Raw genomic sequence first — 23,816 nt, forward strand, 5'->3', positions numbered from 1 at the left:
CGGTGAGCAGCACCGAAGCCCCGTACCAGGTGGTCGTCAACGACGAGGAGCAGCACGCCCTCTGGCCCGCCGCCGCCCCGCTGCCCGCCGGCTGGCGCGCCGAGGGGTTCAGCGGCACCGAGGAGGAGTGCGCCGCCCACGTCGACCGCGTCTGGCCGGACATCCGTCCGCTCGGCCTGCGCCGCCGCCTCGCCGAGCGGACCGGTGGTGATGCCCGATGACCGCCCCCGCCGACCTCGCCCCCGTGCGCGCCCGCCTCGCCGAACTGGTCAGCGCCGCCACCGACGGGCAGCTCACCGTCGCCGAACTCCTCGCCTCCGAGGAGTCGTTGACCGCCCTCGGCGTCTCCTCGCTGGCCCTGCTGCGGCTCGCCGACAGCCTGGAGGAGGAGTTCGAGGTGCTGATCGACCTCGGCGACCCCGCCCTGCACGCCGAGGGCCTGACCGCCCTCGCCGCCCGTCTGTACGAGCACGCCGGATGAACGGAGCGACCACCGCCGCCGGCCCCGCCTCCGCAACGGTCCGCACCGCCCCCTCGGCCGTCCCCTTCACCGGAACCCGGGCCGGTCGCGCCCCGCTCACCTGGGGCCAGCGCGCCATCTGGCACGCCATCGGCCGCACCGCGCCCAACGACCACTACTTCAACCTCGGCCGGATCCTCCCGCTCGCCGACCGCGGCGCGCCCGTCGACGGGCCGCGGCTGGCGGCGGCCGTCGCCGCGCTGCTCGGCCGGCACGAGGCGCTGCGCACCCGGCTCGCCCTGGGCGAGGACGGCGAGCCCGGTCAACTCCTCTTCGCGGAAGGGGAGATCGCCGTCGAGGTGTACGAGGAACCCGACCCCGCGCGCACCGACCTGGCCGCCGAGGAGCTGCTGGCCGGGCTCACCGGACGGCGCTTCGACTACACGGGGGAGTGGCCCGTGCGCTTCGGCGCGGTGCGCTGCGGCGGGCGGATCACCCACGCCGTGTTCGCGCTGTGCCACCTCGCCGCGGACGGGCACGGCGCCGAGGTGCTGGTGCGCGACCTGCGGCTGCTGGTCCGGCGCGGCTCGGCCGGCCGGCCCGCCGCCGGTACCCCGTACGACCTCGCGCACGCGCAGGCCGGTCCGGCCGGGCGTCGCCGGGGCGCGGCGGCGCTGGCCCGCTGGGAGGCCGACCTGCGGCGGATGCCGCCGACGATGTTCGCCGAACCGGTGGCCGGGCCGCGCGCGCCCCGGTTCTGGACCGGGCGGCTGGTATCGGCGGCGCTGCCCCGGGCGGTGGACGCGCTCGCGGCCGTCCACCGGGTCAGCGGCTCGACCGTGCTGCTCGCCGCCGCGGCGGCCCTGGTCGCCGCCGACCGCGGCCACCCGTCGGCGGCCATCATGCCGATCGCCGGGAACCGGGCCGCCGCCGACCACCGCGAGCTGGTCAGCACGCTCTCCCAGGACGCCCTGGTCGTGCTCGACCTGCCGGAGGACCTCGACGGCGGAGCCGTCTTCACGGACCTGCTGCCCGCGGCGTGGCGGGCCGCCCTGGCCGGCTACCGGGCCGCCGCCTACGACCCGGTGGAGTGGGACGCGCTGCTCGCCCGGATCGCGCGGGAACGCGGCACCGAGGTGCACCCGTACTGCTGCTTCAACGACATGCGGCTGGTGGAACGGCCGTTGTCGGCCGCGCAGTTGCCGACGGCGGAGGAGCTGGACGGGCTGCGGCGGCGCACCGTGCTGGACTTCCCGGCCACCCAGGAGCTGGTGGCCTGCCGGTACTGCCTGCACCTCACCGGCGACGACTCGGCGCTCACCGTCACGCTCACCGCGGACACCGCCCACCTGCCGCCGGCGGCGATCCACGCCCACCTGCGGGCGATCGAGGAGGTGCTGGTCGCCTCGGCGGCCGGCGACCCGCCCCGGCTCGCGGCGCTGCCCGGGCTGCTGGACCGGTTCACCGACCGCGAGTTCACCGAGCACGGGTTCACCGAGCACGGGTTCACCGAGCACGGGCCCGCCGAGCACGCGCCCGCCGCCGAGCACCGGGACCCGGCCTCGTGACGGCGGCCGGCTCCGACGGCGTCCCGCGTCCGCTGGCCGCCGCCGAGGCGACCTCCTGCGTCCAGGGCGGCCGGCTCCGCTTCCGGCTCGGTGCCCGGGGCACCGCGGGCCGTCCGCTGCGCGGCCGGGTGGTCGTCACCGACGAGGTGAGCGGGGAGGTGCGGCTGAAGGCGGCCCTCACCGGCGTCACCCGGTGGGACCTCGACATCCCCGCGCACTGGCCGAGTTCGCTCTACCGGGCCAGCTTCCACGACGAGCGCCCCGAGCAGCCCGCGCCCGAGCGCGACGCCGAGCACGAGGTGTGGTTCGTCGTGCGCGCCGCCCGCCCCGGCGCCGGCCCCGGCACAGTGGTCTCGATCCCGTTCGCCACCTGGCGCGCCTACCACCGGGCCGGGCAGCCCGGCCGGGGCCTCTACTACGCCGAGCAGCCCGGTCGCGCCGCCCGGGTCCGGCTCGACGCCCCCGGCGGCGGACCGCCGCCCGAGCGCTGGGAGGAGCCGCTGCTGCGCTGGCTGCCCCGGGCGGGGTACCCGGTCGAGTACTGCTCGGGCCTCGACCTGGACGACCGCTCCTTCACCCGAACCCTGTCCCGCTACCGGCTGTTGGTGGTCAATGGGCACGACGAGTACTGGTCCGCCGGCATGCGCGACAGCGTGGAGGAGTTCGCCCGCCGGGGCGGCAACCTGGCGTTCTTCGCGGCCAATACGGCCTGGTGGCAGATCCGGATCGAGGAGGAGCCCGGCGGCGGTCGCTCGCTGGTCTGCCACCGCGACGCCGCCGCCGACCCCGTGACCGCCACCGACCCGCGCCGGGCCACCGTCGAGTGGTCCAGCTCCCCGGTGGAGCGGCCCGAGAACGCCATGACCGGTGTCAGCTTCCGCAACGGCGCCGGAGCCTGGGGCGACGGCATGGCGGTGATCGGCCGCGAGTCCTACACCGTGCGCTTCGCCGACCACTGGGTCTTCGAGGGCACCGGCCTGGCCGACGGCGACGGCTTCGCACGCGGCTCGCTCGGCTACGAGACGGACGCCGCCGAACTCGACTGGTCCGCCGGCGTGCCCCGGGCCACCGGGCGGGACGGCACACCGGGTTCCTTCGCCGTGCTCGCCACCGCCGACCTGCGGCACTGGCGCCGCCACGGACAGGGCGGCTGGGCGACCATGGGCGTGTTCCGGCTCGGCGCCGGCACCGTCTTCAACGCCGCCACCATCAACTGGGGTCGGGCGCTGGGTGATCCGGTGGTCGACCGGATCACCCGCAATGTGCTGGACCGGCTCGGCGGCGCCGCACCGGTGCCGCGCTGGCACACCGTCGGGCGGGCGGACGGCGTCCGCGCGCTCGCCGCCTGCGAGGGACTGCTGTTCGCGGTGGCCGCCGACGGCACCACGCTGCTGCACCGGGAGCCGTCCGACCAGAACCTGCCGTGGACGCCGTGCCCGTCGGCTGAGGGCCCGTCGGCCGAGGGCCCGCCGCCGAGGATCCGCTGCCTCACCGCACCGCGCGAGGCCGCCGGCCCGATCCCGCTGGCGCTGCTCGCCGTCACGGAGGACGACCGCCTCCTCGCCCGCGACCCCGTCCCCGGCCCGGCCCCCTGGACCCCCGTCGGCCGCACCCCGCCCGGCACGGCCGCCCTCGCGATGTGCGACGGCACGCTGTTCGCCGTCACCCCGCACGACGACACCCTGCACCACCGCCCCGCCACCGACCCGAACGCGCCCTGGCACCCCCTGTGCCGCGCGGGGGCCGCCACCGCCCTCACCGTCCTGGGCGGCCGGCTGCACGCCACCACCCCCGCCGGCCTCACCACCCGCCCGCCGACCACCACCCCGGACCCGCCCTTCACCCCCGCCACCCCGTTCCCCCCGACCCGCACCCTCACCTCCTACGCCGGCCGCCTCCTCTCGACCACCCCCACCGGCCACCTCCTCACCCACCCCGGGCCGGGGCCGTCCGGTACGGTGAGGGCGGACGAGAGGAGGGGCGGGGCGGATGTCCACAGTGCCCGGGGACGACGGTCTGAGTGCGGATGAGGCGGTCCGTGCGATGCTGCTCCTCATGCCGAGGGTGGCGGCGCGGTTGAAGCGCACGCCGTTGCCCGAGCGGTTGCGTTCGGCGAATCTGGCGCCCCGGCACCTGTCGATGCTGTCCTATCTGGTGTTCGACGGGCCGATGCCGGTGAACCAGTTGGCGGCGCGCCTCGAGGTGGCGCCGACCACGGTGAGTCTGATGGTGAGCGACCTCAGTCGGCAGGGTGTGGTGGAGCGCAAGGCCGATCCGGCGGACCGTCGCCGCACGATCGTGGCCATCACGGAGGAGCCGGAGACCAGGGCCGCGATCGAAGGCTGGCTGGCCAACGGCGCGGCCTCCTGGCGCAGCGCCTTCGAGCCGCTGGCGCCCGAGGAACGGGCCCTGTTCGTCCGCACCATCGAGGCCTACGAGAACGGCGCCTCCGGCGCCCACGACTGAACCACCCCCGCGACCGGACCGCCCCCGCGACCACCACGCGGTTCGTCGGGCGCGTCCGGGCAACGGGTCCTGGCACGGGACGGCGCGGTGGACGCCGGCGCCGCCCGCCACCCGCACCCCGGGTGGCGGGCACCGCCGCGTGGCGGGTCAGTCCGCCGGCAGGTGCGCGAGCATCCGCTCCATGCCGCCGATCCAGTTGGCCCGCAGCGCCGTGATGGCGCCCGGCAGGTCGTCCGCCAGGAGCTGGCGGGCGATCTCGCAGTGCTCCTCCGACTCGCGGGCCACCGGCTCGTCCTCGGCGACGACCAGGTTCTCGTAGCGCCGCATTCCGGCCTTGACCCGGGTGAGCAGGTCCAGCAGCCGCTCGTTGGCGCAGCCGCTGAGCAGCAGGCCGTGCCACTCGTCGTCGCGCCGGTCGACGGTGGAGTGCGCGGCCACCTGGTCGGGGAAGCCCTGGGCGAGGTCCAGCAGCCGGGGCGCGATGGTCCGCAGGTGCTCCGGGTCGGAGGACTCCAGCGCCAGCGCCTCCAGGGCCGCGACGATGGCGACCAGTTCGCGGAACTCCTTGCGGCTGACCGGCGCGAAACGGAAGCCCCGGCCCTGGCTGCTCTCCAGCACGCCCTCGCCCGCCAGCGCGATCAGGGCCTCCCGCAGCGGGGTGCGGCTGACGCCGAGCTCGGCGGCCAGGACGGCCTCGTTGACGTCGGTTCCCGCCGCGAACTCGCCGCGGGTGAGGCGGTCCATCAGCTCGTCGCGGATCTGCTCGCGCAGCGGACGGCGCTCGATCGCCATCGCGTCCCCCTGACTTCCGGATTGAGGCCCACCTCTTGACCCCCTCCAGTGTACTGCACTATGCATTTTGAATACAAAATGCGGAACGAGATGGAGACGGGGTGGCCGACCCCGGGAAAGGGGCATGGCATGGGCCTGACACGGTTACCGGGTCTGCTGTTCGGCGGCGACTACAACCCCGAGCAGTGGCCCGAGGAGGTGTGGCGGGAGGACGTCCGGCTGATGGCCGAGGCCGGCGTCAACCTGGTCACGGTCGCGGTCTTCTCCTGGTCCCGGCTCGAACCCGGGCCCGGCCGCTACGAGTTCGACTGGCTCGACCGGGTGCTCGACCTGCTCCACGCCAACGGCATCGCCGTCGACCTCGCCACCGCGACCGCCACCCCGCCGCCCTGGCTGGTCCGCGCCCACCCGGAGATCCAGCCCGTCGACGCCGCCGGCACCCGGCTGGAGTTCGGCTCGCGCCAGGGCTACTGCCCCTCCTCCCCGGTGTTCCGCGCCGCCACCGTCCGCCTCGCCCGGGCGATGGCCGAGCGCTACCGCGAGCACCCGGCGCTGGCGATGTGGCACGTCAGCAACGAGTACGCCGACCACACCGCCGAGTGCTTCTGCGCGGAGTCCGCCCGAGACTTCCGACGCTGGCTCCAGGACCGCCACCGCTCCCTGGACGGCCTCAACGCCGCCTGGGGGACGTCCTGCTGGGGCCAGCACTACACCGACTGGACGCAGGTCGAGCCGCCCCGCAAGGCCCCGGGGCCGGTCAACCCGGCCCAGCTGCTGGACTGGCGGCGGTTCTCCAGCGACGCGCTGCTCGCCTGCTTCGAGGCCGAGCGCGCCGTCCTCAAGGAGGTCACCCCGGACATCCCGGTGACCACCAACTTCATGAGCGTGCTACGCGACCTGGACTACTGGACGTGGGCCGCCGGCGAGGACGTCGTCACCGACGACGCCTACCCGGACCCGGCCGACCCGCGCGCCGCGGTCAAGGCCGCGCTCAGCTACGACCTGATGCGCTCGCTGAAGCGCCAGCCCTGGCTGCTCCTGGAGTCCGCGCCGAGCGCCGTCAGCTGGCGCGCGGTCAACGTCCCCAAGGACCCGGGGGTGATGCGCCTGCACAGCCTGCAGGCGCTCGCCCACGGCTCGGACGGCGTGATGTTCTTCCAGTGGCGCCAGGCCAGGTACGGCCCGGAGAAGTTCCACTCGGCGATGCTCCCGCACGGCGGCACCGCCACCCGCCGGTGGCGCGAGACGCTCGCCCTCGGCGCGGACGTCCGGCGGCTCGCCGAGGTGGCCGGCACCGACACCCGGGCCGAGGTCGCGCTGCTGCTCGACTGGGACAGCTGGTGGGGCCTGGAGGCACCCGAGTCGATGCCCTCCGACCGGCTGCGGCTGCACGAGCTGCTGCTCTCCTGGTACGCGCCGCTGCACGCCCGTGGCGTCGCCGTCGACCTGGCCCCGCCGGGGCGCGACCTCGCCGGCTACCGGCTGGTGATCGCCCCCAACCTCTACCTCTGCACCGCCGAGCACGCCGCCGCGCTGGCCGGCTTCCCCGGGCGGCTGGTGGTCGGCCCGTTCAGCGGCGTGGTCGACGCCGCCGACCGGGTGCACGAGGGCGGCGCGCCCGGGCCGCTGCGCGAACTGCTCGGGGTGAGCGTCGAGGAGTGGCGCCCACTGCCCGACGGCGTCACCCAGGAGGTCGTCACAGCGGACGGGACCGCGCTGACCGCCCGCACCTGGACCGAGTGGCTGGACACCTCCGGGGCCACCGAGGTCCTGGCCCGCTACCGGGGCGGCCCGCTGGACGGGCGCCCGGCCGTCACCCGGCGCGGCACCGCCACCTATCTCGGCTGCCTGCCCGAGGACCCGGCCCCGCTGCTGGACGAGCTGCTGGCCGACGCCGGGATCACCGGCGTCACCGGGCCGGGCCTGCCCGCCGGCGTCGAGGCCTGCCGCCGCGGCCCCTACCTCTTCCTGCTCAACCACGGCACCCGGCCCGCCACGGTCCCGCTTCCCGTGGAGACCGGCTTCACCGACCTGCTGACCGGCCGTCCGCTGCCCGGCGGCCCGGTGACCGTCGCACCGCGCGACGCCGTGGTCCTGAAACCCCGACCGACGCCCTGAGGAGTGTGCGTGTCCCACCCCTACATCCCCAACGCGGGGCCCGAGACGCGGGCGGCGATGCTCGCCGAGATCGGCGCCCCCGACGTCGCGGAGTTCTACCGCGACATCCCCGCCGACCTGCGCCTGGACCGTCCGCTCGACCTCCCCGAGCCGTTCGCCGACGAGCAGGGCCTGACCCGGCACGTGCGCGGCCTGCTGGCGCGCAACACCGACCCGGCCGCGCTGCTGAGCTTCCTCGGCCACGGCTGCTACCCGCACTACGTGCCCGCGGTCTGCGACGAGGTCAACGGCCGCGGCGAGTTCCTCACCGCCTACGCGGGCGAGCCCTACGAGGACCACGGCCGCTTCCAGGCGCTCTTCGAGTACGTCTCGATGATGGCCGAACTGCTGGAGATGGACGTCGTCAACGTGCCCACCTACGACGGCTACCAGGCCGCCGGCACCGCCCTGCGGATGGCCGCGCGCCGCACCGGCCGCTCCAGGGTAATGGTCGGCGCGGCGATCGCGGCCGACAAGCTCGCCAAGATCCGCGACTACCTCGCCCCGGACATCGAGGTGCTGCTCGCCCCGGTGGCCGACTCCGGGGAAACGGGCGAGGTGCGGCTCGACGACACCTTCGCCGCCCTCTACCTGGAGACGCCCACCGTGCACGGCGTCGTCGAGACCCGCGGGCGCGAACTCGCCGACCTGGCGCACGGCGTCGGCGCCCTGCTGGTGGTCGGCACCGACCCGATCACGCTCGGCGTGCTCGCCCCGCCCGCCTCCTGGGGCGCCGACCTGGTCTGCGGGGACATCCAGTCGCTCGGCATGCACCCCCAGTACGGCGGCGGCCAGGCCGGGTTCATCGCGAGCCACGACGACGAGCGGCTGGTCGCCGAGTTCCCGTCCCGGCTGTTCGGCATCGCCCCGACCGCGGTCCCCGGCGAGTACGGCTTCGGCGACGTCTCCTACGACCGCACCTCCTTCGCGCTGCGCGAGGAGGGCAAGGAGTGGGTGGGCACCGCCGCCGCCCTGTGGGGCATCACCGCCGGCGTCTACCTGGCGCTGATGGGCCCGCAGGGCATGCGCGAGATCGGCGAGACGATCCTCGCCCGCACCCGGTACGCGATGCGTGCGCTGGCCGCCGCCGGAGCCGTGGTGCGCCACCAGGAGGCCCTGCACTTCCGGGAGTTCGCCATCGAGGTGCCGGACGCCTGGGCGCTGCTCGCCGCCCTGCGCGGCCGCGGCATCCTCGGCGGGGTGCCGCTCGGGCCCCGGGAGGTGCTGGTCTGCGTCACCGAACAGCACTCCGTCGCCGACATCGACACCCTCGCGGCCGCCGTCGCCGAGGCCCTCACCGCTCCCGGAGGCACCGAGTGAGCACGCACGGAGCACCCGAACCGTTCGCCGCCCTGCCGGTGGCCCCCAAGCCCGGCCTGCGCCGCTTCCACCAGGCCCGCTGGGACGAGGAGATCGTCTTCGAACTGTCCCGGCCCGGCCGCCGCGGCGTGGGCGTGCCCGCCCCGGACGCGCCGCTCGTCGAGCTGCCCGAGGGCGTCGCCCGCCGCACCCCGCCCGCGCTGCCCGAACTCTCCCAGAACCAGGTGCTCCGGCACTACCTGCGGCTCTCCCAGGAGACCCTCGGCGCGGACTTCAACATCGACGTCGGCCAGGGCACCTGCACCATGAAGTACAGCCCCAAGGTCAACGACTCCTTCGCCCGTGACCCGCGCGTCGCCGCCCTGCACCCGCTGCAGCCCGAGTCCACCGTGCAGGGCGTGCTGGAGATCTACTGGCGGCTGGAGCAGATCCTCAAGGAGGTCTCCGGCATGGCCCGGGTCTCCCTGCAGCCCGGCGCCGGCTCCGCCGCGATCTACGCCAACATCGCGATGATCCGCGCTTTCCACGCCGCCCGCGGCGAGGGGGAACGGCGCGACCAGGTGATCACCACGATGTTCTCGCACCCCTCGAACGCGGCCTGCGCCAAGGTCGCCGGCTACGAGGTGATCACCCTGATGCCGGACGCCGAGGGCAACCCCGACATCGAGGCGCTGCGCGCCGCCGTCGGCCCGCGCACCGCCGCACTGATGATCACCAACCCGGAGGACACCGGGATCTTCAACCCGCGGATCCGCGAGTTCGTCGACCTGGTGCACGCGGCGGGCGGCCTGGCCTGCTACGACCAGGCCAACGCCAACGGCATCCTCGGCATCACCCGGGCCCGGGAGGCGGGCTTCGACCTGTGCCACTTCAACCTGCACAAGACCTTCTCCACCCCGCACGCCTGCGGCGGTCCGGCGGCCGGGGCGTGCGGCGTCTCCGCGGCGCTGGTGCCGTTCCTGCCCGGGCCGGTGGTCGACCAGGCGGGCGAGTCCTTCACGCTCACCGTCCCGGAGCGCTCGGTCGGCAAGATCCGGCCCTTCCTCGGCGTCACGCCCAACGTGGTGCGCGCCTACGCCTGGGTGATGGCGCTCGGCGCGCGGGGTCTGCGCGAGGTCGCCGAGACGGCCGTGCTCAACAACAACTACCTGCTGGCCAAGGTCGCCCGGATCCCCGGCGCCGGCGTGCCGTGGGCCGAGCGCCGGCGGGTCGAACAGGTCCGCTACTCCTGGCAGCGGCTGACCGAGGAGACCGGCGTGCACTCGGAGGAGATCGGCGTCCGGGCGGCGGACTTCGGCGTGCACTACTGGACCAGCCACCACCCCTACGTGGTGCCCGAGCCGTTCACCCTGGAGCCGACCGAGTCCTACTCCCGGGAGGACCTCGACGAGTACGCGGCGATCCTCGCCCACGTCGCCGACGAGGCCCGCAAGGACCCGGAGTTCGTCCGCGGCGCGCCCTACCGGCAGAGCGTGCACCGGATCGACCCGGCGACGCTGGACGACCCGGCGCAGTGGGCGCCCAGCTGGCGCGCGTACCTGCGCAAGCACGGCGCGAAGCGGCCCGGATGATCGTCGGCCTGATTGTGAACCCGGTCGCGGGCCTCGGCGGCGCCGTCGCCCTCAAAGGCAGCGACGGGGCGGAGGTCCAGGCCAGGGCGCTCGCGCTGGGCGCCGTCCCGCGGGCCCGGGCGCGCGCCGCCGCCGCCCTGCGCGCCCTGCGCGCCCGCCGCCCGGAGGTCCTGGTGCGCACCGTGGCCGGGCCGATGGGGGAGGAGAGCGCGCTCGCGGCGGGCGTGCGGTACCAACTCGCCCACCGGCCGCCCGCGTCGGGCACGGGCGCGGCCGACACCCGGGCGGCGGTGGCGGCGCTCGGCGTGGTGGACCTGCTGCTGTTCGCGGGCGGCGACGGCACGGCGCGCGACGTCCTGGACGCCGGCCCGCGCCCGCCGGTGCTCGGCGTGCCGGCCGGGGTGAAGGTCTACTCGGGCTGCTTCGCGGTGAGCCCGGCCGCGGCGGGCGCGGGCGCCGCCGCCTTCGACGGGCGGACCGTCGAGGCGGAGGTGGTCGACCTCGACGAGGAGGAGCACCGCGCGGGCGGCCCCGGCGTCCGGCTGTACGGGACCGTGCGGGTGCCGGCCGGTCGGGTGCGGCTGAGCGGGCGCAAGACCGGCTCCTCGGCGGCGCCGCCCGGCTCGGCGGAGTCCATCGCCCGGGCGGTGGTGGCGGCCATGCGGCCCGGCACCGCGTACGCGCTCGGGCCCGGCGCGACCACCCTGGCCGTCGGGCGGGCGCTCGGGCTGGAGCTGACGCCGCTGGGCGTGGACGTCGTGCGGGACGGCGCCGTGCTCGCCCGGGACGTCACGGAGCAGCGGCTGCTCACCCTTGCCATGTCACACGTGACGCAGGGCGTGCTGTCGGTGATCGGCGGCCAGGGCTTCGTGATCGGGCGCGGCAACCAGCAGTTCAGCCCCCGGGTGCTGGACGCGCTCGCCGGGGTCACCGTGCTCGCCACCCAGCAGAAGCTCGCCGCGCTCGGCGGGAGACCGCTGCTGGTGGACAGCGGCGACCCGATGGCCGACGCCGCGCTCGCCGGCCACGTCCGGGTGGTCACCGGACACCGTGAATCCGTGCTGTACCGCATCCAGTCGGCAAGTGAGGAGCTCCCATGAACGGCACCAACGGCACCAACGGCACGACCAGCATCCCTGGCACGACCGGCGCCCCCGGCACGACGGGCACCGGAACCCTGCGCAACAAGGTCGCCGTCGTCACCGGCGGTGCCTCCGGCATCGGCCGGGCCACCGCCCGGCTGTTCGCCGCCGAGGGCGCGGCGGTGGTGGTCGCCGACCTCGCGGACGCGGGCGAGGTCGTCCGCGAGATCGAGGCGGCCGGCGGCCGGGCGGTCGCGGTGCGCGCCGACGTCTCCTCCGAGACCGACTGCGAACGGATCGTCACCATCGCCGTCGAGACCTTCGGCGCCCTGCACGTCCTGTTCAACAACGCCGGCATCATCCGCCGCCAGACGGCGCTGGAGATCTCCGCCGAGGACTGGGACCGGGTGATGGCCGTCAACGTCCGCTCGGTCTACCTGATGTGCCGCTTCGCCGTCCCGGCGATGACGCAGGGCGGCTCGATCGTCAACACCGGCTCCGGCTGGGGGTTGAAGGGCGGCGGCAACGCGCTCTCCTACTGCGCCTCCAAGGCCGCGGTCGTCAACATGACCCGGGCCCTGGCGATCGACCACGCCGCCGCGGGCATCCGGGTCAACTCGGTCAACCCGGGCGACACCATGACGCCGATGCTCCGCGACGAGGCGCGCCAGCTCCGGGAGGAGTGGGCGGTCTTCGAGAAGGACGCCGCCGACCGGCCGATGGGCCGGGCCGGCTCGCCCGAGGAGATCGCCGCCGCGGTGCTGTTCCTGGCCGGTGACGCCAGCAGCTACATGACCGGCTCCGCCCTCGTCGTCGACGGCGGCGGCCTCGCCTGACCTGCGCGCCCGTCGTTCCCCCACCCTCATTTCCCTCACGAAAGCCCAGGAGGCACCCGTTGTCCGCTTTCACGAGAAGGTCAGCCCTGGTCGCCGCGGCGATCGCCCTGACCACCGTATCCGCCTGCAGTGGCAGCGGCTCCGGGGGCGTCGCCGGCGGCGGTGACCCGGCCGACGGCGGCAAGGTCACCCTGCGCTGGTCCACCTGGGGCTCGGCCGAGGACACGGCGGTCTTCAAGGCCTTCACCGACGAGTTCGCCAAGAAGCACCCGAACATCACCCTCAAACTGGAGCAGGTCGCCTCCTACGACGACTACCAGCCGAAGCTGCTCACCCAGCTCACCTCCGGGACCGCCCCCGACGTCTTCTACGTCGGCGACGACTACATCGGCAAGCTCGTCGCCGACGGCGTGCTCGCCCCGCTCGACGACAAGCTCGCCGGACCGGACAGCCGCAGCAAGCCCGCCGACTTCTTCGAGGGCATCTATGGCGGCGCCAAGAAGGACGGCGTCACCTACGGCGTCCCCAACGACACCAACCCCGAGGTGCTCTGGTTCGACAAGAAGGCCCTGGCCGCGGCCGGCATCACCGAGGACCCTGCCGCGCTCGACGAGGCCGGCCAGTGGACCATGGCCAAGTACCTCGAGATGAACGCCAGGCTCAAGGCCGCCGGCCTGACCGGCTCGATCTTCTGGAACTGGTACGGCGCCAACTACAGCGTGGTCAACGGCTTCGGCGGCAAGGTCTGGGACGGCGGGAAGTTCGCCGCGACCAGCGACCCGAAGACCCGCCAGGCGCTCAAGACCCTTGCCGACGGTTACCGGGACAAGACCTTCGCCTCCGCCGACCTGCTGCCCGAGGGCAACGGCGCGGCCACCCAGTTCGTCAAGCACAAGGCCGGCTTCTACGCCGGCGGCCGCTGGGTGATCGAGGGCATCGACAAGGGCGGCGACCGCGCGAACTACGACATCGTGCCGTTCCCGTCCGAGTCCGGCCGGCCGATCCCGGGCGCCGTGGCCGCCTCCTACCTGGCCATCAACAAGGACAGCAAGCGCCAGAAGGAGGCCTTCACCTTCCTGACCGAGTTCGTCAGCAAGGAGGGCCAGCAACTGCGGCTCAAGGGCGGCAGCGGCGTGCCGTCCGTCCGTGGCGCCGAGAACCTGGTGACCGACGGCAACTACCCGCCGCACGCCCGGACCTTCCTGGACGTGCGCGACCGGGGCTTCGCCAACTACCCGGACGAGGTCGCCGTCCCCGGCCTGACCAAGGCGATCAACGACCAGCTGATGAGGATCTGGGAGGGCAAGGTCGGCTTCGACGAGGGCCTGAGCCGGCTGCAGACCCTGGTCGACGACATGAAGGGCAAGCAGGGGTGAGCGCCGTCACCCAGGCGACCGACCGGCGGCGGCGCAAGCGCTCCGCCGCCGGGCCGGCCCCCGCCGTCCCCGCCGCCCCCGCCTCGCACGGCGGCCGCGAGCCGCTCTGGCGCCGCCGCGACCGCCGCTGGGCGCTGCTCTTCCTCGCCCCCCAACTGCTCGGGCTGCTGGTCTTCCTGGTCGGCCCGCTCGGCTTCGCCGTCGTCCTGTCCTTCATGCGCTGGGACGGCCTCGGCGACGCCACCTGGGTCGGCCTGGACAACTTCCGCGCCCAGCTGACCGACCCGGAGTTCGGCCGCGCCGTGTGGAACACCGTCAAGATCGGCCTGATCACCGTGCCCGGCGGCCTCGCCCTCGCCCTGCTGATCGCCCTCGCCCTGCACGGCGTGCGCGGACGCACCGCGTACCGGATGGTCTACTTCCTGCCCGTCGTCACCAGCTCGGTCGCGGTCTCGGTGATCTGGCAGATGATCCTCGGCGGCGGCACCGACGGCATCCTCAACGGCACCGTCCACGACCTGTTCGGCCTCACCCTGCCGGACTGGCTGGCCGACCCGGACTGGGTGGTGGTCGCCGTGGCGGTGGTGACGATCTGGTCCTCGCTCGGGCTCAACGTCGTCATCTTCCTGGCCGGCCTCGCCACCATCCCCACCAACCTGCTGGAGGCCGCCCGGATCGACGGCGCCGGGCCGTGGCAGACCCTGCGCTCGGTCACCCTGCCGCTGCTCTCGCCCACCGTCTTCTTCACCGTGGTGGTGTCCGTGATCAGCTCGTTCCAGGCCTTCGACCTCGTCTACGTCCTGGTCAACCCGGACCACAACGAGGGCGCCCAGACCATCGTCTACAAGGTCTACCAGCAGGGCTTCCGGGAGTTCCACTTCGGCCTGTCCAGCGCCGCCGCGCTGCTCCTGCTGCTGCTCACCCTGATCGTCACGGCGGTCCAGTTCCAGGCGCAGAAGCGCCTGGTCCACTACGAGTCCTGAGGCGCCGCCATGACCGTCCGCCACACCACCGCCCCCCGGCAGCTGCTCCTGCACACCGGGCTCGTCCTCGGCGGCCTGCTGATGCTGTTCCCGTTCGTCTGGATGGTGCTGACCTCCTTCAAGGGCGTCGGCCAGATGATCAACGAGCCGCTGTCCTGGCTGCCCTCGCCCTGGCGCACCCGCAACTACCCCGACGTGCTGCGCGAGGTGCCGATCGGGCGGGCCTACTGGAACAGCATGTACATCGCGGCGATCACCGTCGCCGCCACCCTGCTCACCGGCGCCATGGCCGCCTACGCCTTCGCCCGCATCCCGTTCCGCGGCTCCGGACCGCTGTTCGGCCTCTTCCTGGCCACCCAGATGGTCCCGGCCCAGGTCACCATCGTGCCGCTGTACATCATGCTGGCCAAGCTCCAGCTGATCGACTCCCACCTGGCGCTGATCCTGCCCGCGATCGCCAACCCCTTCGCGGTCTTCCTGCTGCGCCAGTTCATCCGGGCCGTCCCGGTCGAACTGGAGGAGGCCGCCCGGATCGACGGCGCCGGCCGCTGGACGATCTTCTGGCGGATCGTCCTGCCCAACATCCGGCCCGGCTTGTGGACGCTCGGCATCATCGTCTTCCTGGCCAGCTGGAACAGCTACTTCTTCCCGCTGGTGTTCCTCAACTCCTCGGAGCTGTTCACCGTCCCGCTGCTGCTCGACTCCTTCAACTCCCAGCGCGGCGGCATCGACTACGGACTCACCGCGGCGCTCTCCGCGATGACCGTGGTGCCGATGCTGATCGCCTTCCTGATCGGGCAGCGCAAGATCCTCGACAGCATGGCCTCCTCGGGCCTGGGAGGGCGCTGATGTCCCCGTCACCCCGGGTCGAACTCGACCTCGTCGAACGGCCGTTCACCGAACGCGGCGCCCGCCTGCTGGTCACCGCCGAACCGGAGCGGGACGGCGGCCTGCGGGTCGCCCGGGCCGCGTACGAGACCCCGCTCGCCGCCACCACCGAACTCACCGGGCTGCGCGTGCACGACGCCGCCGGGCGCCCGCTGCCCGTCGTCCGGGCCACGCCCGTCGAGGTCGCTCTTGCCGGCGGGGTGTCGCTGCTGTTCGCCGACGCCGCCACCCTGGTGCTCACCGGGCACGGCGCGCGGGCGTCCTGGCGGCTGCCGGACGGCACCGCGCGCACCCTCGCGCTCGACGGCTGCCACGTGCTGGCCGGCCCGCCGGGGCGGTGGTCCGCCCCCGCCGTTCGGGCCGCCGCCGAGGCCCGCTGGGCCGACTGGTTCGCCCGGATGCCGGCCGTGCGCCCCGACCTCGCCGAGCGCGCCCGGATGGCCTGGTGGACGCTGGCCGTCAACCTGCTGCCGATCGCCGGACGGGAGGGCCTCGTCCCGTCCAAGTACGGCTACGTCGGCGTCTGGAACTGGGACGCCCTGTTCCACGCCGTCGCGCTGCGCCACGGCGACCCGGCGCTCGCCCGCGACCAGATCCTGCTCGTCCTGGACCACCAGCTGCCCGACGGCCGGCTGCCCGACGTGGTGCACGACCACGGCGTGCTCGCCGACACCACCGACCTGCCGCGCGCCGACCACGCCCGCCTCGCGGAGCACGTCGGCAGCGCCAACGGCGCGCGCCCCGAGCGCGCGCCGGTCCCGGTCACCAAACCGCCCCTGGCCGCCTGGGCCGTCTGGAAGGTCCACGAGACCGCCCCGGACCTCCCCTTCCTCGCCGCCGCCTACCCGCGGCTGGTGCGCGCGCACACGTGGTGGTTCGCCGCCTCCGACCCGGACGGCGACGGCCTGCCCGAGTACCTGCACCCCTACTCCTCCGGCCTGGACGACAGCCCGGTCTGGGACCACGGGCCGCGCGCCGAGCCTCCCGACCTCAACTCCTACCTCGTCCTGGAGGCCGACCGGCTGGCCGACATCGCGGCCGTCCTCGGCCGCCGGGCCGAGGCCGCCCGCTGGCGCGAACGGGCCGCCGCCCACGCCCGGCTGCTGGTCGAACGGCGCTGGGACGGCGCCCGCTTCACCACCCTGGCGGGCGGATCGCCGGTGTCCGTGCGCACCGCGCTCGACCTGATGCCGCTGTTCAGCGGCCGGCTGCCGGCCGGGATCGCCGCCGCCCTGGAGCGGACCCTGCGCTCACCCTCCTTCTGGGGCGGGCGGCCGGTGCCGACCGTGGCCTTCGACGACCCCGCCTTCGACCCGGAGGCGATGTGGCGCGGCCCGGTCTGGCTTAACGTCAACTACCTGCTGGCCGAGGGCCTGGAGCGCTCCGGCTTCCCGGGGACGGCCGCCGAGCTGCGCGAGCGCACCCTCGCCATGGTCCGGGACGGGGGTGGCCTCTACGAGTACTGGAACCCGCTGACCGGCGCCCGCGCGCGCCGTGCGACCTCCGGCTTCGGCTGGTCCGCGGCGCTCTTCCTGGACCTCGCCAGGATCGTCGGATAGTACGACTGTCCCTTTCTCCCTTCATCACCTGACGTACCCTCACTAACCTTCCCCCCGGACGGAGGCCCACCACCACAGAGATGGAGCACCGACCATGCGACCGACCATGCGACCGACCGCGCGACCGACCGCGCGAACCCTGTTCAGGACCACCCTCGTCGTCCTCCTGACCACCCTGCTCGCCGCCGCCGCGGCACTGACCGCCGCCGCCCCGGCCGGCGCCGTCGTCGGCGGCACGGCGGCGGGCGCCGGCCAGACCCCCTACCTCGTCTCCCTTGCGCGCGGCTCGCACTTCTGCGGCGGCGCCCTCCTCGACCCCGGCACGATCGTCACCGCCGCCCACTGCGTCAAAGGCGTGAGCGCCGACGCCCTGACCGTGCGCGCGGGCAGCCTCCAGCACGCCTCCGGCGGCGTCCGCGCCAAGGCCGCCTCCGTCCTGCTGCACCCCTCCTACGACCCGGCGACGCTCGACTACGACCTCGCCCTGGTGCGCCTCGCGGCCCCGCTCGGCGGCAGCGGCGTCGCCGCGGTCCCGCTGCCGGCCCGGGACAGCGACCCGGCGGCCGGCGGCGCCCAGGTCTCCGGCTGGGGCGCGACCGCCCAGGACGGCCCGCTGTCCGCGTCCGCCCGCATCGCCGCCGTCCCCCTCATCACCCGCGACAAGTGCCGCACCGAGTACGGGCCCGCCAACGTCACCGACCGGATGATCTGTGCCGGGGAGGACGCCGGCGGCAAGGACGCCTGCCAGGGCGACAGCGGCGGCCCGCTCGTCGCCGGCGGCGTCCTGGTCGGCGTGGTCTCCTGGGGCCTGGGCTGCGGCCGCCCCGGCTACGCCGGCGTCTACACCCGGATCGGCGCGCTGCGCTCCTGGATCGACTCCCACCGCGGCGGCTGACCCGCCCGGAAACCCGTTGCGCGGACGGCGGAGGGCCGGTGATGATCCGTGGCATGAGCGCCGACCCCGTCCTGCACCCCTACCCCAAGATCTCGGCGCGCGGCGGCGTCGCCGCCTCCGGCGCCCGCGGCTGGGTCGCGGCGGAGAAGGTGCACGGCGCGCACTTCGCCGTCGTCTGCGACCGGGAGGGCGTGCGGCCCGCGAAACGGCGCGAACTCCTCGGCGGCGACGCGCTCGACGACTTCTTCGGCGTCAGCCGGATCTGGCCCGCGCTCGCCGTCGCGGCGGCCCGCCTCGCGGCGGCGGTGCGCGAGGGCTCCGGCCCCGCCGCCGTGGTGACCGTCTACGGCGAACTCGCCGGCGGCGGCTACCCGCACCCGGAGGTGCCCGCCGCCGACGGCGTCCAGCCGGTGCAGACCGGCGTCTGGTACGCGCCGGGGCTGCACTGGCTGCTCTTCGACGCCACCGTGGAGACGGCCGACGGCCGATGCTGGCTCGCCGACCGCGTCCTGCGCGAGGCCGCGACCGCCGCCGGGCTGACCTGCGTCCCCGCCCTCGGCCACGGCGCCCTGACCGCGCTCCAGGAGCTGCCCGCCACCTTCCCCAGCCGTGTCCCCGCGCTGTTCGGCCTGCCCGGGCTGCCCGGCAACCTCGCCGAGGGCTACGTCCTCAAACCGGCCGGTCCCTGGCCGCCCGAGGCCGGTCCCCGGCCGCTGCTGAAGGTCAAGCAGCCGGCCTTCGCCGAGGACGAGCGCTTCGACGGCTCCCGCCCCTACCTGCCGCCACCGGACGGCGCGGCCGGCGTCCCCGCCTGGCTCCTCGTCCAGGCCGCCGCCCTGCTCACCCCCACCCGCGCGGCCGCCGCCGTCAGCAAGCTCGGCCCCCGCACCCCGCCGGACGCCGTCGCCGCCGAGATCGCCCACGACGTCGCCGCCGAACTCGCCGAAGCCCTCGGCGGCCTCCCCGCCCCCACCCGTCTCGCCCTCCGGCGCGCCCTCACCCCCGCCGCCACCGCCCTCGCCCACTTCGACGCCGAGGACCGCCGCACCGCCTGAGCGGCACCGCCTGCCCCGGCGGCCTCCCCACCATCCAGCACCTCCTCGCCGGCCCGGTGCCGAGGACCGGCCCATCGCCGCGCGCGTCGAGCCTCGGCATCCGGGGCTCCACGGCGCGCGTGTGGCCCCGGCGTCGGAGGCCGGGCCGGGAGCACGGTCGAGGAGCCTGGCGGCGCTCGGGAGCAGGAAGTCGGCGGGGCCGGCTTCTGAATCCGCGCCCCGGTCCGCTTCGGCGGGGCGGACCGGGGCGACGGCGGCGGTTCGGGGCGGGCGGGCGCGTCAGGCCCGGGTGGCCTCCGCGTCCTTCCGCTGCGGCGCCGCCGGGGGGCGGGTGGCCGTGAAGACCAGGCGGCCGGCGGGGAGGATGAGCGCGGCCGGGGCGGCCAGCAGGTAGAGGCCCGCGGCGGCCAGCAGGCCGGTCGCGGCGGAGCGGATCGGCGGGTGGCCGCCGTCCAGCAGACCGAAGTAGACGGTGCCGAGCAGCGCCACGCCGGAGGCGGCACCGATCTGGATGGCCGTGTTGACCAGTCCGGCCGCGGCGCCCACGTGGTGGCCCGGGGTCTTCGCCAGGACGGTGGCGATCAGCACGCCCGAGGTCATCGACATGCCGACGCCGCTGATCAGCAGACCGGGGATCAGCTGCCAGGAGTGCAGCCCGGTGCCGTAGCGGACCACCGCGAGGGCGGTGAGACCCAGGCCGAGGGCCAGTACCAGGCAGCCGAGCACCGCGAGCGGCCGGCCGAGCTGCCGGAGTCTGGTGGCGAAGGGGGAGAAGAGGCCGACGCCGACGGCGGCCGGCACCAGGGTGAGCGCGGTGTGCAGCGGGGAGAAGCCGACGGTGCTCTGCAGGTGGACCGTCACGATCACCGGGTACGCGGCGCCGGCGAAGAACAGCACGGCGACCGAGAGCCCGCCGAGGACGGCCCGATCGCGCAGCAGGGCGGGATCGATCAGCGCGCTGTGGCCGCGTGCGACGACAGCGCCCTCGTAGCGGCCGAAGAGCCACAGCAGAGCCGGGCAGGCGGCCATGACGGCGAAGGTCCACCAGGGCCAGTCCAGGGTCCGGCCCTCGACCAGCGGGTAGAGCAGGGCGAGTACGGCGGCGGTGGCGAGGACGAGGCCGCGGATGTCGGTGGCGGTGGCGTGCTCGGAGCGGGAGTCCCGGCAGAGCACTGCGGTCCCGATCAACGCGGCGATGCCGACCGGCAGGTTGACGAAGAAGATCGGCCGCCAGCCGAGGCCGAACAGGTCGGCGTCGAGCAGCAGGCCGCCGAGCAGCGGGGCGCCGACGCCGCCGATCGAGAAGGTCAGCCCGTAGACGGTGGCGGCGCGCTGCTGCTCGACGGGCGGGAACTCCACCCGGAGCATCGCGAGCACCTGCGGCACCATCAGGGCGGCGGAGGCGCCCTGGAGGATCCGGGCGGCGACCAGCATCTCCGGGTTGACGGCGGCTCCGGTGAGCAGCGAGGTGAGGGTGAAGGCGATCAGTCCGGCCTGGAAGACCTTGAGCCGGCCGTGGCGGTCGCCGAGGCGGGAAGCGGTGATCATGCCGGAGGCGAAGGCGAGGGTGTAGCCGGCCATCGCCCATTCGAGCTGGGTGGAGGAGGCGCCGAGCTCGCGGCGGAGAGTGGGTAACGCCACCTGGAGAACCGTTCCGTCGATCAGGTCCATCACGGTGGCCGCCATGGTGACCACCAGGGCGGCCCAGCGGCGGGGGTTGTACGGCGTGGTTGCGGGCCGGGGCACGGGCATGTGAGGCCCCTTCCGGTACTCGGCGGGAGCGGACAGGATGCTTTGCTTTGAAAGCAAAGCTATTGGGCCCGTGAAGAGGTGTCAACGGACGCCCCACCGGCCGGGCCGGGCGCCATACTGGGCGCTCGTGCGTTCGTGGGCTTGCACGTTCATGGGCGCGCGTGTTCGTGCGCTCAGATGTTCATGCGCTCGGGCGTTCATGCGGCCGGACGGGCAGGGGAGGAGCGGCGGGTGGTGGAACGGACGTTGCGGGGAACGGTGGCACTCGCCGAGGCCGTCGTGGAGGTCGGCCACGCCCCGCTCGGGCTGGACGTGCCGGTGGCGGGGCTGGAGGTGTTCGACCGCGCCGAACCCGGGGCGGACCCGGGCACCCTGCTGGTGGCCGTCGGGCTCGACCCGCGCTCGGAGCGGGCCCTGACCCTGGTCCGCGCGGCGGGGCGCGACCGGGCCGCCGGGGTGGTCTTCCGCGAGGAGGGCGCCGGCCCGCCCAACGACGCGCTGCGCACCGCGGCCGACGAGGCCGGCACCGCCCTGCTGTTCCGCCGGACCTGGGCCGACTGGGCACAGCTGATCGGCACCCTGCGGGCCGGACTCGCCGTCGCCGAGGAGGCCGAGGTGGCCAACGTGCCGCTCGGCGACCTGGACGCGCTCGCCGAGGCGCTCGCCGCGCTGGTGGGCGGCGCGGTGACGATCGAGAGCCCCGACTCCCGGGTGCTCGCCTACTCCTCCAACAACCGGGACGTCGACGACATCCGCCGCTCCACCATCCTGGCCCGCCGAGTGCCGGCCGAACGCCGGGCGGCGATGCGCGAGGACGGCTTCTACGCGCTGCTGCGCCGCACCCCGGGCGCGCTGCACCGCCGGGCCGACGGCACCGCCCCCGAGCGCGCGGCCGTCGCGGTACGGGCCGGCGAGGAGGTGCTCGGCTCGCTGTGGGTCGCGCCGACGGGCTGCCCGCTGCCGCCGACCGTCGCCGAGGCGCTGCGGGCGGCGGCCCGCATCGCGGCGCCGCACCTGCTGCACGACCGGGCCCGCCGCACCGGGCAGCGCGAACTGGTGCTGGAAGCGGCACGCGCCCTGCTGGCGGGGCGCGGATCGGCGGACGTCCTGGCCGCCCGCACCGGACTGCCGCCGGCCGAGCCGTGCGCGGTGCTGGCACTCGCCCTCGCCCCCGGGCCGGATCCCCGGCCCTCCGGCGCCGCCCCGGTCAGCGGCGGGCGGCTGGCCCGCTCGGCGCACGCCGCCTGCGCCCGGCGCGGCCACGCCACGGTGGCGGTGGCCGCCGACGGCGGCGCCCGGGTGCTGCTCGGCGGCCTGGAGCACGATCCGCGGCAGGCCGCCGCCCGGCTCTCCCGGCTCGCGGGCGCGCTCGCGCCGGAGCTGTCGGCGGAGCTCGGCCGGCCGGTACGGATCGGCATCGGCGAGGTCCGGGCCGCCCTCGACCGGGCCGCGGACTCCTCCCGCACCGCCGAGCAGGCACTGCGCGCCCTGCGCCTCGGCCGCTCGCCGAACCCGCCGCCCGCCGCCGGCATCGGCGAACTCGCCGACACCGTCGCCCTGCTGACCGCCCTGGACGCGCTGCGGGCCCACCTGGCGCCGGCGCCGGAGAGCTCGGTGGCCCGATTGGTGGCCCACGCGGCGAAACCGGGGGAGGAGGTGCTGCTCGACACCCTGCGCGCCTATCTGGAGCACGCCGGGGACAGCGCCCGGGCCGCCGCCGCCCTGGGGGTGCCCGCCAGCACCTTCCGCTACCGCAAGCAGAAGGCGGAGAAGGTCTGCGGCATCGACCTGGACGACCCGGACGCCCGGCTGCTCGCCCAGCTCCACCTGCGCCTGCTCGCCCTGGACGCCGCCGAACGCGACTGACGCCGCCCGGCGAAACTCGCGTGACCCCACGGACGGCACCGGCCAGACTGACGCCATGACCGGAGCCGCACCGCCACGACTGCTTCGACCGCGCGCCCTGAAGCCCGGAGACCTCGTGGTCATCGCCGCGCTGTCCGGACCGCTGCCGGCCGCGTACGAGCCCAACGTCGAGCGGACGGTGGCGGTGCTCGAACGGATGGGATTCCGGGTGCGCCGGGCCCCGCTGCTCGAAGCGCGCCGGTGCCGCTGGTGGAGCGCGGCCACACCGACGGAGATCGCCGGGGAGCTCAACGGCCTGCTGCGCGACCCCGAGGTGCGCGCGATCGTCGCGAGCGACGGCGGCCAGACGGTGCTCGGCTACCTCGACCTGATCGACGTCGAGGCGGTCAGGGCCGACCCCAAGCCGATCCTCGGCTACAGCGACATCTCCCTGCTGCACCTGGTGCTCCACGCGCGCACGGGCCTGGTCGGGTTCCATGCCGACATGGCCGTGCCCGGTTTCGGCGGCCACTGGCAGTCCGCACCCGCGGCGCGCCGAGCGGAACTGGAGAGGCTCTACACCGGGCTGCTGACCGGCACCGAGGCGATCGGCGCGCTGCCCGCGAGCCCGTCGTGGGAGTGCTGGCGCCCCGGCCGCGCCGAAGGCCGGCTGATCGGCGGGGTGATCAACCGCATCGTGCTCGCCCAGGCGACGCCCTTCGCGCTGCCGCTCGAACGGTTCGACGGCGCGGTGCTGTTCTGGGAGGAGATGGGCGGCCTGGCGTCGTACGTGTGGAGTTATCTGCAGGTGCTGCGGCACTGCGGCATCCTCGACCGGATCGCCGGCATGGTCGTGGGCGTCCCGCACGAGATCGGCGGACTCGAACCCGGCGCCTCCCCGACCCTGCGCGAGATCGTCCTCGACGTCCTCGGCGACCGCGACATCCCGGTCCTGGGCAACGTCGAGTTTGGGCACGCGGGCCCGAACCTGCCGATGCCGGTCGGCCTCCGGGTCGGCCTCGACGCCCGACGGCGGACGCTGTCGCTGCTCGAACCGGCGGTGTCACCGCCCCGCTGAACGTCCGCGCCCCGGACGCGCCCCGGACCGGACCTTCGAGCTCGGCACGGACGTGGGAAGCGGTCCGCTGCCGCCGGTTGTAAGCCCGTGGTCGACTGCGGGGGTCGGAGCGTCATTCGGTGGGCCGATGCCG

At 75.0% G+C, this 23,816-nt stretch carries 20 protein-coding genes; 18 read left to right on the forward strand and 2 right to left on the reverse strand.

The genetic code is table 11. The features are described 5' to 3' along the window. Positions 1-2 precede the first annotated feature (2 nt). Genes ABZW10_RS12090 through ABZW10_RS12110 form a run of 5 tightly spaced genes read left to right on the forward strand, consistent with a single transcriptional unit; the run spans position 3 to position 4,494 of the window. Entirely contained in the window at positions 3-221 is a 219-nt protein-coding gene (locus ABZW10_RS12090; protein WP_355363095.1) for an MbtH family protein, read from the forward strand. Continuing rightward, complete coding sequence (locus tag ABZW10_RS12095; RefSeq protein ID WP_355363097.1) at positions 218-481, forward strand: phosphopantetheine-binding protein; 264 nt, start codon at positions 218-220, stop codon at positions 479-481. Before ABZW10_RS12090 ends, ABZW10_RS12095 begins: the two co-directional genes overlap by 4 nt. After that, positions 478-2,028 carry a condensation domain-containing protein gene (locus tag ABZW10_RS12100; RefSeq protein WP_355363099.1) on the forward strand — a complete coding sequence of 517 codons (1,551 nt, stop codon included), beginning with the start codon at positions 478-480 and terminating at the stop codon, positions 2,026-2,028. Before ABZW10_RS12095 ends, ABZW10_RS12100 begins: the two co-directional genes overlap by 4 nt. Continuing rightward, a complete protein-coding gene (locus tag ABZW10_RS12105) occupies positions 2,025-4,058 on the forward strand; it encodes a N,N-dimethylformamidase beta subunit family domain-containing protein (protein ID WP_355363101.1) in 2,034 nt (677 codons plus the stop codon). Before ABZW10_RS12100 ends, ABZW10_RS12105 begins: the two co-directional genes overlap by 4 nt. Beyond that, positions 4,018-4,494 (forward strand): MarR family winged helix-turn-helix transcriptional regulator, encoded by a 477-nt coding sequence (locus ABZW10_RS12110; protein ID WP_355363103.1) that lies wholly within the window; start codon positions 4,018-4,020, stop codon positions 4,492-4,494. Before ABZW10_RS12105 ends, ABZW10_RS12110 begins: the two co-directional genes overlap by 41 nt. A 147-nt stretch (positions 4,495-4,641) precedes the next feature. On the opposite strand, the gene ABZW10_RS12115 is transcribed toward ABZW10_RS12110, so the two are convergent. Beyond that, entirely contained in the window at positions 4,642-5,286 is a 645-nt protein-coding gene (locus ABZW10_RS12115; protein ID WP_355363105.1) for a GntR family transcriptional regulator, read from the reverse strand. Between the two features lie 129 nt (positions 5,287-5,415). Here ABZW10_RS12115 and ABZW10_RS12120 point away from each other — a divergent pair, with 129 nt between their 5' ends. The 11 genes from ABZW10_RS12120 to ABZW10_RS12170 all read left to right on the forward strand — a co-directional run bounded on the left by ABZW10_RS12120 (position 5,416) and on the right by ABZW10_RS12170 (position 19,008). Continuing rightward, positions 5,416-7,404, forward strand: a complete 1,989-nt coding sequence (locus ABZW10_RS12120; protein WP_355363107.1) for a beta-galactosidase — start codon at positions 5,416-5,418, stop codon at positions 7,402-7,404. Between the two features lie 9 nt (positions 7,405-7,413). Continuing rightward, the gene (gcvPA, locus tag ABZW10_RS12125) at positions 7,414-8,763 is read left to right on the forward strand and encodes an aminomethyl-transferring glycine dehydrogenase subunit GcvPA (protein ID WP_355363109.1); all 1,350 of its coding nucleotides are present in this window, start codon (positions 7,414-7,416) and stop codon (positions 8,761-8,763) included. After that, positions 8,760-10,334, forward strand: a complete 1,575-nt coding sequence (gene gcvPB / locus ABZW10_RS12130; protein ID WP_355363111.1) for an aminomethyl-transferring glycine dehydrogenase subunit GcvPB — start codon at positions 8,760-8,762, stop codon at positions 10,332-10,334. The genes gcvPA and gcvPB overlap by 4 nt, the downstream gene beginning before the upstream one ends. After that, positions 10,331-11,434 (forward strand): NAD(+)/NADH kinase, encoded by a 1,104-nt coding sequence (locus tag ABZW10_RS12135; protein ID WP_355363113.1) that lies wholly within the window; start codon positions 10,331-10,333, stop codon positions 11,432-11,434. The genes gcvPB and ABZW10_RS12135 overlap by 4 nt, the downstream gene beginning before the upstream one ends. Then, entirely contained in the window at positions 11,431-12,252 is an 822-nt protein-coding gene (locus tag ABZW10_RS12140) for an SDR family NAD(P)-dependent oxidoreductase (RefSeq protein WP_355363115.1), read from the forward strand. The genes ABZW10_RS12135 and ABZW10_RS12140 overlap by 4 nt, the downstream gene beginning before the upstream one ends. A gap of 59 nt (positions 12,253-12,311) precedes the next feature. After that, a complete protein-coding gene (locus tag ABZW10_RS12145; RefSeq protein ID WP_355363117.1) occupies positions 12,312-13,628 on the forward strand; it encodes a sugar ABC transporter substrate-binding protein in 1,317 nt (438 codons plus the stop codon). Beyond that, positions 13,625-14,611 carry a sugar ABC transporter permease gene (locus ABZW10_RS12150; RefSeq protein WP_355363118.1) on the forward strand — a complete coding sequence of 329 codons (987 nt, stop codon included), beginning with the start codon at positions 13,625-13,627 and terminating at the stop codon, positions 14,609-14,611. The genes ABZW10_RS12145 and ABZW10_RS12150 overlap by 4 nt, the downstream gene beginning before the upstream one ends. 9 nt (positions 14,612-14,620) lie before the next feature. Beyond that, on the forward strand, positions 14,621-15,460 hold the full coding sequence (locus tag ABZW10_RS12155) for a carbohydrate ABC transporter permease (protein WP_355363120.1): 840 nt from the start codon (positions 14,621-14,623) through the stop codon (positions 15,458-15,460). Further along, positions 15,460-17,058: a glycogen debranching protein gene (locus tag ABZW10_RS12160; protein WP_355363122.1), complete on the forward strand. Its 1,599-nt coding sequence runs from the start codon at positions 15,460-15,462 to the stop codon at positions 17,056-17,058. The genes ABZW10_RS12155 and ABZW10_RS12160 overlap by 1 nt, the downstream gene beginning before the upstream one ends. Positions 17,059-17,152: 94 nt before the next feature. Further along, the gene (locus ABZW10_RS12165; RefSeq protein WP_355363124.1) at positions 17,153-17,953 is read left to right on the forward strand and encodes a serine protease; all 801 of its coding nucleotides are present in this window, start codon (positions 17,153-17,155) and stop codon (positions 17,951-17,953) included. A 53-nt stretch (positions 17,954-18,006) separates the two neighbouring features. Further along, on the forward strand, positions 18,007-19,008 hold the full coding sequence (locus ABZW10_RS12170; RefSeq protein WP_355363126.1) for an RNA ligase family protein: 1,002 nt from the start codon (positions 18,007-18,009) through the stop codon (positions 19,006-19,008). A 279-nt stretch (positions 19,009-19,287) separates the two neighbouring features. Here ABZW10_RS12170 and ABZW10_RS12175 read toward each other — a convergent pair whose 3' ends face one another. Next, on the reverse strand, positions 19,288-20,760 hold the full coding sequence (locus ABZW10_RS12175) for an MFS transporter (RefSeq protein ID WP_355363128.1): 1,473 nt from the start codon (positions 20,758-20,760) through the stop codon (positions 19,288-19,290). A 234-nt stretch (positions 20,761-20,994) separates the two neighbouring features. Here ABZW10_RS12175 and ABZW10_RS12180 point away from each other — a divergent pair, with 234 nt between their 5' ends. Both ABZW10_RS12180 and ABZW10_RS12185 read left to right on the forward strand, forming a co-directional pair. Beyond that, positions 20,995-22,626 carry a helix-turn-helix domain-containing protein gene (locus tag ABZW10_RS12180; protein WP_355363130.1) on the forward strand — a complete coding sequence of 544 codons (1,632 nt, stop codon included), beginning with the start codon at positions 20,995-20,997 and terminating at the stop codon, positions 22,624-22,626. Positions 22,627-22,681: 55 nt separating this feature from the next. After that, the gene (locus ABZW10_RS12185) at positions 22,682-23,683 is read left to right on the forward strand and encodes an LD-carboxypeptidase (protein ID WP_355363131.1); all 1,002 of its coding nucleotides are present in this window, start codon (positions 22,682-22,684) and stop codon (positions 23,681-23,683) included. Positions 23,684-23,816 lie beyond the last annotated feature (133 nt).

This window comes from Kitasatospora sp. NPDC004723 (genome assembly GCF_040609255.1).
Taxonomy (GTDB): Bacteria; Actinomycetota; Actinomycetes; order Streptomycetales; family Streptomycetaceae; genus Kitasatospora.